This is a genomic window from Thiobacillus sp., from assembly GCF_030696885.1.
In the GTDB taxonomy this organism is placed as follows: domain Bacteria; phylum Pseudomonadota; class Gammaproteobacteria; order Burkholderiales; family Thiobacillaceae; genus Thiobacillus.
On record NZ_JAUYRI010000025.1, the window covers coordinates 1 to 10,026 of the forward strand.

Here is a 10,026-nt window from a genome sequence, read left to right on the forward strand (position 1 = left end):
CGCGCCGGCTTCGAGGTGCGCGACGTGCACCCGACCCACTACGGCCGCGTCTGCCCGATCGAAACGCCGGAAGGCCCGAACATCGGCCTGATCAACTCGCTCGCGCTGTTTGCGCGCACCAACTGGTATGGCTTCATCGAAACGCCGTACCGCAAGGTGGTGAACCACAAGGTCACCGACGACATCGAGTACCTGTCGGCGATCGAAGAGAGCAAGTTCGTGATCGCGCAGGCCAACGCCGAACTCGATGCCAAGAGCAAGTTCAAGGACGAGCTGGTGTCGTGCCGCTTCAAGAACGAGTTCACGCTGTCGGCGCCCGACAAGATCGAATACATGGACGTGGCACCGGCGCAGATCGTGTCGGTGGCGGCGTCGCTGATTCCCTTCCTTGAGCATGACGACGCCAACCGCGCACTGATGGGCTCCAACATGCAGCGTCAGGCCGTGCCCTGTCTGCGTCCCGAAAAACCCTTCGTGGGCACCGGCATCGAGCGCACCGCTGCGGTCGACTCCGGCACCGTGGTGACCGCGTATCGTGGCGGTATCGTCGACTACATCGACGCCAGCCGCATCGTGATTCGCGTGCATGACGACGAGGCGCGTGAAGGCGAAGTGGGCGTGGATATCTACTCGCTGATCAAGTACACGCGTTCCAACCAGAACACCAACATCAACCAGCGTCCGCTGGTGAAGGTGGGCGACGTCATCGCACGCGGCGACGTAATCGCCGATGGTGCGTCGACCGACATGGGTGAACTGGCGCTGGGGCAGAACATGCTGGTCGCGTTCATGCCGTGGAACGGCTACAACTTCGAGGACTCCATTCTGATCAACGAGAAGGTTGTCGCCGAAGACCGCTACACCTCGATCCACATCGAGGAGTTGTCGGTGGTCGCGCGCGATACCAAGCTCGGCCCGGAAGAAATCACCCGTGACATCTCCAACCTGGCCGAGCGCCAGCTGGGCCGTCTGGACGATTCCGGCATCATCGCGATCGGCGCCGAAGTCGAGTCGGGCGACGTGCTGGTCGGCAAGGTCACGCCCAAGGGCGAAACCCAGCTGACGCCGGAAGAGAAGCTGCTGCGTGCGATCTTCGGCGAGAAGGCGTCCGACGTGAAGGATACGTCGCTGAAAGTGCCGTCCGGCATGTCGGGTGTCGTCATCGACGTGCACGTGTTCACCCGCGAGGGCATTGAAAGAGATAAGCGCGCGCAGTCGATCATCGATACCCAGCTGATCGAATACAAGAAGGATGTGACCGACCGCATGCGGATCGTCGAGGACGACACCTTTGCGCGTCTGGAAAAGCTGCTGCACCTGAAAGTCGCCAACGGCGGCCCGAAGAAGCTTGCTAAAGGCAGCAAGGTCACCAAGGATTATCTGGAGTCGGTGAACCGCCACGACTGGTTCGACATCCGCCTGGCCGACGACGAAGCCAGTCGCCAGGTCGAATCGCTGAAGGACAGCCTGACGCAGAAGCGCATCGAATTCGATGCGATGTTCGAAGAGAAGAAGAAAAAGCTGACCGCCGGCGACGAACTGCCACCCGGCGTGCAGAAGATGGTCAAGGTCTACCTGGCGGTCAAGCGCCGCCTGCAGCCCGGTGACAAGATGGCCGGCCGTCACGGCAACAAGGGTGTGGTGTCCAAGATCGTTCCGGTCGAGGACATGCCCTTCATGGCCGACGGCCGCCCGGTCGACATCGTGCTGAACCCGCTCGGCGTGCCGTCGCGGATGAACATCGGCCAGATCCTGGAGACCCACCTCGGTTGGGCCGCCAAGGGCCTGGGCGAGCGCATCGGCGAAATGCTGGCGGCGCAGACCAAGACGCTGGTGAAAGATCTGCGCACCTTCCTGAAGCAGATCTACAACCAGTCGGGCAAGATGGAAGACCTCGACAGCTTCACTGATGACGAGATCATCGAATTGGGACGCAACCTCCAGAAAGGCGTGCCGTTTGCTTCGCCGGTATTCGACGGCGCCAACGAAGACGAAATCCGCCAGATGCTGAAACTGGCCGGCTTGCCGGAAGGCGGCCAGGTCACGCTGTACGACGGCCGCACCGGCGAAGCCTTCGACCGCCAGGTCACCGTCGGCTACAAGCATGTGCTGAAACTGCACCACCTGGTCGACGACAAGATGCACGCGCGTTCCACCGGGCCTTACAGCCTCGTTACCCAGCAGCCGCTGGGCGGCAAGGCGCAGTTCGGTGGCCAGCGCTTCGGCGAGATGGAAGTGTGGGCGCTGGAAGCCTATGGCGCGTCCTACGTGCTGCAGGAAATGCTGACGGTGAAGTCCGACGATGTGAACGGCCGGACCAAGGTCTACGAGAACATCGTCAAGGGCGACCACAAGATCGAGGCGGGCATGCCGGAATCCTTCAACGTGCTGGTGAAGGAAATCCGTTCGCTCGGCATCGACATCGATCTGGAACGTTATTAATTTAGGGGTGAGGACACAGCCATGAAAGCACTGTTAGATCTATTCAAGCAGGCCACCCACGAGGAAGAGTTCGACGCCATCAAGATTGGCCTGGCGTCGCCGGAGAAAATCCGTTCCTGGTCGTACGGCGAAGTGAAGAAGCCGGAGACCATCAACTACCGCACCTTCAAGCCGGAGCGCGATGGCCTGTTCTGCGCCAAGATTTTCGGCCCGGTCAAGGATTACGAATGTTTGTGCGGTAAGTACAAGCGCCTGAAGCACCGCGGTGTGATCTGCGAAAAGTGCGGCGTCGAAGTCACGCTGTCCAAGGTGCGCCGCGAGCGCATGGGCCATATCGAACTGGCCTCGCCGGTCGCTCACATCTGGTTCCTGAAGTCGCTGCCGAGCCGCCTGGGCATGGTGCTCGACATGACGCTGCGCGACATCGAGCGTGTGCTCTACTTCGAAGGTTTCATGGTGGTCGAGCCCGGCATGACGCCACTCAACCGTGGCCAGTTGCTGACCGAAGAAGACTACCTCGGCAAGCTGGAAGAGTACGGCGATGAGTTCAAGGCGCTGATGGGTGCGGAAGCGGTGCGCGAACTGCTGCGTACGCTCGACCTGCACACCGAAGTGGAAACGCTGCATTCGGAAATCGGCAAGACCGGTTCCGACACCAAGCTGAAGAAGCTGTCGAAGCGCCTGAAGATCCTCGAAGGCTTCCAGAAGTCCGGGATCAAGCCTGAGTGGATGATCCTCGAAGTGCTGCCAGTGCTGCCGCCCGAGCTGCGTCCGCTGGTGCCGCTGGACGGCGGTCGTTTCGCGACCTCGGACCTCAACGACCTGTACCGCCGCGTCATCAACCGCAACAACCGCTTGAAGCGTCTGCTGGAACTGAAGGCGCCGGAAATCATCGTGCGCAACGAAAAGCGCATGCTGCAGGAAGCGGTCGACTCGCTGCTCGACAACGGCCGTCGCGGCAAGGCGATGACCGGTGCCAACAAGCGTCCGCTGAAGTCGCTGGCCGACATGATCAAGGGCAAGAGCGGCCGTTTCCGTCAGAACCTGCTGGGCAAGCGCGTCGACTACTCCGGCCGTTCGGTCATTGTGGTCGGCCCGACGCTGAAGCTGCACCAGTGCGGCCTGCCGAAGAAGATGGCGCTGGAACTGTTCAAGCCCTTCATCTTCAACCGCCTCGAGGTGCTGGGGCTGGCGACCACGATCAAGGCCGCCAAGAAAATGGTGGAAGACGAAGAGCCGATCGTCTGGGACCTGCTGGAAGAAGTCATCCGCGAGCATCCGGTGATGCTGAACCGCGCACCGACGCTGCATCGCCTGGGTATCCAGGCGTTCGAGCCGGTGCTGATCGAAGGCAAGGCGATTCAGCTGCATCCGCTGGTGTGCGCGGCGTTCAACGCCGACTTCGACGGCGACCAGATGGCCGTCCACGTGCCGCTGTCGCTGGAAGCGCAGACCGAAGCCCGCACGCTGATGCTGGCATCGAACAACGTGCTGTCGCCCGCCAACGGCGAGCCGATCATCGTGCCGTCGCAGGATATCGTGCTGGGCCTGTATTACATGTCGCGCGAGAAAATCAACGCCAAGGGCGAAGGCATGCTGTTTGCCGACGTGGCCGAAGCGCGTCGCGCTTATGACAACCACGAGGCGGAACTGCATGCCCGCGTCACGGTGCGCATCAAGGAAGTGACGCTGGACGCGGACAAGAATCGCGTCGAGACCGTCAAGCGGGTGGAAACCACGCTCGGCCGCGCGCTGCTGTCCGAAATCCTGCCGCCGGGGCTGCCGTTCAGCTTCGTCGACAAGGCGCTGAAGAAGAAGGAAATCTCCAAGCTGATCAACGCCAGCTTCCGTCGCTGCGGTCTGCGCGAGACGGTGATTTTCGCCGACAAGCTGATGTACACCGGCTTCACGTTCGCGACCCGCGCGGGCATGTCGATCGCCATCAAGGACATGCTGATCCCGAAAGAAAAAGGGCAGATCCTGGGCGCGGCCGAAGCCGAAGTGAAGGAGATCGAATCGCAATACACGTCGGGTCTGGTGACCCAGGGCGAGCGCTACAACAAGGTGGTCGACATCTGGGGCCGCGCCGGCGACGCCGTCGCCAAGGCCATGATGGGCCAGCTGGGTGGCGAGAAAGTCATCGACCGCCACGGCAAGGAAGTCACCCAGGAGTCGTTCAACGCGATCTACATGATGGCCGACTCGGGCGCGCGCGGTTCCGCCGCGCAGATCCGCCAGTTGGCCGGCATGCGCGGCCTGATGGCGAAGCCGGACGGCTCGATCATCGAGACGCCGATCACGGCGAACTTCCGCGAAGGCCTGAACATGCTTCAGTACTTCATCTCGACCCACGGTGCGCGTAAGGGTCTGGCCGACACCGCGCTGAAAACCGCGAACTCCGGTTACCTGACGCGTCGCCTGGTCGACGTGACGCAGGATCTGGTCGTGGTCGAGGACGATTGCGGCACCAAGAACGGTCTGGTGGTGAAGGCCCTGGTCGAAGGCGGCGAAGTGGTCGAAGCGCTACGCGAGCGGATTCTCGGCCGCGTGGCAGCCAGCGACATCATCAACCCGGAGACACAGGAAACCATGTACGAAGCCGGCACCCTGCTGGTGGAAGACGTGGTTGAGACCATCGAGTCGCTCGGCATCGACGAAGTCAAGGTGCGCACCCCGCTGACCTGCGAAACGCGCTATGGCCTGTGTGGCAAGTGCTACGGCCGCGACCTCGGCCGCGGCTACATGGTCAACGTCGGCGAAGCCGTCGGAGTGATCGCAGCGCAGTCGATCGGTGAGCCGGGCACCCAGCTGACGATGCGTACATTCCACGTGGGTGGAGCGGCATCGCGTTCGGCAGCGCAAAGCAGCATCGAGGCCAAGAGTACCGGCGTGATTCGCTTTACCGCAACCATGCGCTATGTCACCAATCCAAAGAATGAGAAGATTGTCATCTCTCGCTCCGGGGAAGTGATGATTACCGATGACAACGGCCGCGAGCGCGAGCGTCACAAGGTTCCCTATGGCGCAACCTTGCAGGCCGATGATGGCAAGCCGGTCAAGGCCGGGACTCAGCTGGCAACGTGGGACCCGCATACCCGTCCGATCGTTACCGAGTATGCAGGTACCGTCAAATTCGAGAATGTCGAGAAGAACGCGACGGTCGCCGAACAGATGGATGAGGTTACGGGTCTTTCGACGCTCGTCGTCATCGATCCCAAGCGTGGCGCCAAGGCATCCAAGGGAGTGCGGCCGCAGGTAAAGCTGATCGACGAGTCCGGCCAGGAGGTCAAGATTCACGGCACGGACCATATCGTGACGATTACCTTCCAGGTCGGCTCGCTGATTACGGTCAAGGATGGTCAACAGGTAGCGGTCGGCGATATTTTGGCCAGGATTCCGCAGGAGTCGTCCAAGACCCGCGACATTACGGGTGGTTTGCCGCGCGTTGCCGAACTCTTCGAAGCACGTATACCGAAGGATGCCGGAGTGTTGGCCGAAGTGACCGGCACGGTGTCCTTCGGCAAGGACACCAAGGGCAAGCAGCGTCTGGTGATCACCGAGCCGGACGGTACCGCGCATGAGTACCTGATCACCAAGGACAAGCACGTGATGGCGCATGATGGCCAGGTGGTGAATAAGGGTGAAGTGATTGTCGACGGCCCAGCCGACCCCCATGACATTCTGCGTCTGAAGGGCGTGGAGGAATTGGCGCGTTATATCATCGATGAGGTTCAGGACGTGTATCGCTTGCAGGGCGTGAAGATCAACGACAAGCATATCGAGGTGATCGTGCGCCAGATGCTGCGTCGGGTCGTCATCACCCATCCTGGCGATTCGGCCTTCATCAAGGAAGAACAGGTAGAGCGCGCCGCCGTGCTGGACGAAAACGACAAACTGATTGCGGCGGGCAAGACGCCTTCGATGTACGAGTTCATGCTCCACGGCATCACCAAAGCCAGCTTGTCGACCGACTCTTTCATTTCGGCGGCGTCCTTCCAGGAAACCACCCGGGTACTGACCGAGGCGGCCATCATGGGCAAACGGGACGAACTGCGAGGTTTGAAGGAGAACGTCATCGTTGGGCGCCTGATTCCGGCGGGTACCGGTATGGCTTATCACCGTACGCGCCGCAAGCAGACCAGTGGCGATGCCGAGGCGCAGAATTTGTTCGATCTGCCGGTTGCTGTGGAAGACACACCAACCGCAGCCGAAGATGCGCAAGCAGGTTGACGCTAGTCAGTGACCATTCTATAATCCGGCCTCTTTGCCCTTGGCAGGGGTCGATTTTTTGTAAATTTGCTATGCATTTTGCACAGCGCTCAGGACATATATATGCCTACCATTAACCAACTCGTGCGCAAGGGCCGTCAGGCGCCGCAGTCGAAAAGCAAAGTGCCCGCTCTCGGCAACAGCCCGGCGCGGCGCGGCGTCTGTACTCGCGTTTACACCACCACGCCGAAAAAGCCGAACTCCGCATTGCGGAAGGTTGCCAAGGTGCGGCTGACCAATGGCTTCGAAGTGATTTCCTACATTGGCGGCGAAGGCCACAACCTTCAGGAGCACTCGGTAGTCCTTATTCGCGGCGGTCGCGTCAAGGATCTGCCGGGTGTGCGTTACCACATAGTGCGCGGCAGTCTGGATACCCAAGGTGTCAAGGACCGCAAACAGAGCCGTTCCAAGTACGGCGCCAAGCGGCCCAAGGCTGCCTGATCCGGCGCTTAAGGAGATACCATGCCCCGTCGTCGTGAAGTTCCCAAGCGTGACATCCTGCCCGATCCGAAGTTCGGCAGCGTTGATCTTTCGAAGTTCGTCAATGTGCTGATGGACAGCGGCAAGAAGTCGGTTGCCGAGCGCATCATCTATGGTGCGTTTGCGCAAATTCAGACCAAGAGCGGGAAGGATCCGCTGGAGGTTTTTACTCTGGCGGTAAACAACGTCAAGCCGTTGGTCGAGGTCAAGAGTCGCCGTGTGGGTGGCGCCAACTACCAGGTTCCGGTCGAGGTGCGTCCTTCCCGGCGCATGGCGCTTTCCATGCGCTGGCTTCGTGAAGCGGCGCGCAAGCGTAGCGAGAAATCGATGGGCCAGCGTCTTGCCGCGGAACTGCTTGAGGCGTCCGAGGGGCGTGGTGCGGCGATGAAGAAGCGTGAAGAAGTTCACCGCATGGCCGAAGCCAACAAGGCGTTCTCGCATTTCCGCTTCTAAGCAGTATCGTGTCTCGTCGGGTGTCCGGCGAGGCTTTCGTTTTTGTCCGCCGCCCTGTCGCTTCGTGAAACGTAGCGGCATGGCGGTTTGGTTTAGATAAGGCAGGTAAATCAAGTGGCCCGCAAGACTCCCATCGAGCGCTATCGCAATATTGGCATTTCGGCGCATATTGACGCCGGAAAAACTACCACCACCGAGCGTATTCTGTTTTATACGGGCGTCAATCACAAGATTGGCGAAGTCCATGACGGCGCCGCCACCATGGACTGGATGGAGCAGGAGCAGGAGCGCGGGATTACCATTACCTCGGCCGCAACGACCTGCTTCTGGAAGGGGATGGGCCAGAATTTCCCTGAGCATCGCGTCAATATTATCGATACGCCGGGACACGTCGATTTCACCATCGAGGTCGAGCGTTCCATGCGAGTGCTTGACGGCGCCTGCATGGTCTATTGTGCTGTCGGCGGCGTTCAGCCGCAGTCCGAAACCGTCTGGCGCCAGGCCAACCGTTACGGCGTGCCGCGATTGGCTTTCGTCAACAAGATGGACCGTCAGGGTGCCGACTTCTTCAAGGTGCACGACCAGATGCGCCTGCGCCTCAAGGCCAATCCCATTCCGCTACAGATTCCGATTGGTGCGGAGGAAAAGTTTGAGGGCGTGGTCGATCTGGTCAAGATGAAGGCCATCGTTTGGGACGAGGCAAGCCAGGGCATTAAATTCGAATATAGCGAGATTCCGGCCGAGCTCAAGGCCAAGGCCGACGAGTGGCGCGAAAAGATGTTGGAGGCTGCCGCTGAGGCTTCCGAGGAGCTGATGAACAAATATCTCGACAGCGGCGACTTGACCGAGGATGAGATCAAGGCCGGCTTACGTGCGCGCACGCTCAGTGCCGAAATCGTGCCCATGCTGTGCGGCTCTGCGTTCAAGAACAAGGGCGTCCAGGCGATGCTGGATGCGGTCATCGAATACTTGCCGGCCCCGACGGATATTCCACCGGTCGATGGCATTCTCGAAAACGAGCAACCGGGCGAGCGCAAACCGAACGATACGGATCCATTCGCTGCCCTGGCCTTCAAGATCATGACCGACCCCTACGTCGGGCAATTGACTTTCTTCCGCGTCTACTCCGGAACGGTCAAGACCGGCGACACCATTTTCAATCCGATCAAGGGCCGCAAGGAACGCCTTGGCCGGATTCTGCAGATGCACGCCAACCAGCGCGAGGAAATCAAGGAAGTATTTGCGGGCGATATCGCGGCTGCCGTCGGCCTCAAAGAGGCGACCACGGGTGAGACCCTGTGCGACCCTGCTCATGTCATCACGCTTGAGCGGATGGTCTTCCCTGAGCCGGTGATTCACGTTGCCGTCGAACCCAAGACCAAGGCCGACCAGGAAAAAATGGGCATCGCCCTCAATCGCCTGGCGCAGGAAGATCCTTCGTTCCGTGTGCGGACCGATGAGGAATCCGGTCAGACCATTATTTCCGGCATGGGTGAACTCCATCTGGAAATTCTTGTTGATCGCATGCGCCGCGAATTTGGTGTTGAAGCCAACGTGGGTGCGCCACAGGTGGCCTATCGCGAAGCTGTGCGCAAGTCGGTTGAGCAGGAAGGCAAGTTCGTCAAACAGTCTGGCGGTCGTGGTCAGTACGGTCACGTCTGGATCAAACTGGAGCCGAACGAAGCCGGTAAGGGCTTTGAGTTCGTCGACATGATCAAGGGCGGCTCTGTACCGCGCGAATTCATTCCTGCGGTGGAAAAAGGTCTTAGAGACACGCTGCCCAACGGTGTGCTCGCCGGCTTCCCCGTGGTCGACGTCAAGGTGACTTTGTTTGACGGCTCCTACCATGACGTGGACTCGAATGAAAACGCCTTCAAGATGGCTGCCTCGATGGCTTTCAAGGACGCCATGCGCAAGGCCAGCCCGGTGTTGCTCGAGCCGATGATGGCGGTCGAGGTGGAGACTCCGGAAGATTACATGGGCAACGTCATGGGTGACTTGTCGGGCCGTCGCGGCATCGTTCATGGCATGGAAGATCAGGTTGGCGGCATCAAGCTGATCAAAGCCGAAGTTCCGCTGGCGGAAATGTTCGGCTATTCCACCCAGTTGCGCTCCCTGTCGCAAGGTCGAGCCACCTATTCAATGGAATTCAAGCACTACACCGAGGCGCCGAAGAATGTCGCCGAAGCAGTCATCAACAAGAAGTGATCGATTAACAATCGTTCTTTAAGGAAAGCAGAAATGGCAAAAGGCAAGTTTGAGCGGACGAAGCCGCACGTAAACGTGGGGACGATTGGACACGTGGACCACGGCAAGACGACATTGACGGCGGCGATCACGACGGTGCTGTCGGCGAAGTTTGGCGGCGAGGCGAAAGCCTAC

At 60.1% G+C, this 10,026-nt stretch carries 6 protein-coding genes; all 6 read left to right on the top strand.

What is annotated here, in order from left to right:
• The coding region (rpoB, locus tag Q8R61_RS12555; protein ID WP_305537757.1) for a DNA-directed RNA polymerase subunit beta at positions 1–2,442 on the top strand (2,442 nt) is incomplete at its 5' end.
• 21 nt (positions 2,443–2,463) lie between these two features.
• Positions 2,464–6,672 carry a DNA-directed RNA polymerase subunit beta' gene (rpoC, locus tag Q8R61_RS12560; protein ID WP_305537759.1) on the top strand — a complete coding sequence of 1,403 codons (4,209 nt, stop codon included), beginning with the start codon at positions 2,464–2,466 and terminating at the stop codon, positions 6,670–6,672.
• Between the two features lie 102 nt (positions 6,673–6,774).
• Positions 6,775–7,152 (top strand): 30S ribosomal protein S12, encoded by a 378-nt coding sequence (rpsL, locus tag Q8R61_RS12565; RefSeq protein WP_041101567.1) that lies wholly within the window; start codon positions 6,775–6,777, stop codon positions 7,150–7,152.
• 21 nt (positions 7,153–7,173) lie between these two features.
• Entirely contained in the window at positions 7,174–7,644 is a 471-nt protein-coding gene (rpsG, locus tag Q8R61_RS12570; protein WP_305537767.1) for a 30S ribosomal protein S7, read from the top strand.
• A gap of 114 nt (positions 7,645–7,758) precedes the next feature.
• Positions 7,759–9,852: an elongation factor G gene (gene fusA, locus Q8R61_RS12575; protein ID WP_305537769.1), complete on the top strand. Its 2,094-nt coding sequence runs from the start codon at positions 7,759–7,761 to the stop codon at positions 9,850–9,852.
• A gap of 33 nt (positions 9,853–9,885) precedes the next feature.
• On the top strand, positions 9,886–10,026 hold a 141-nt coding region (locus Q8R61_RS12580), incomplete at its 3' end, for a GTP-binding protein (protein ID WP_305537771.1).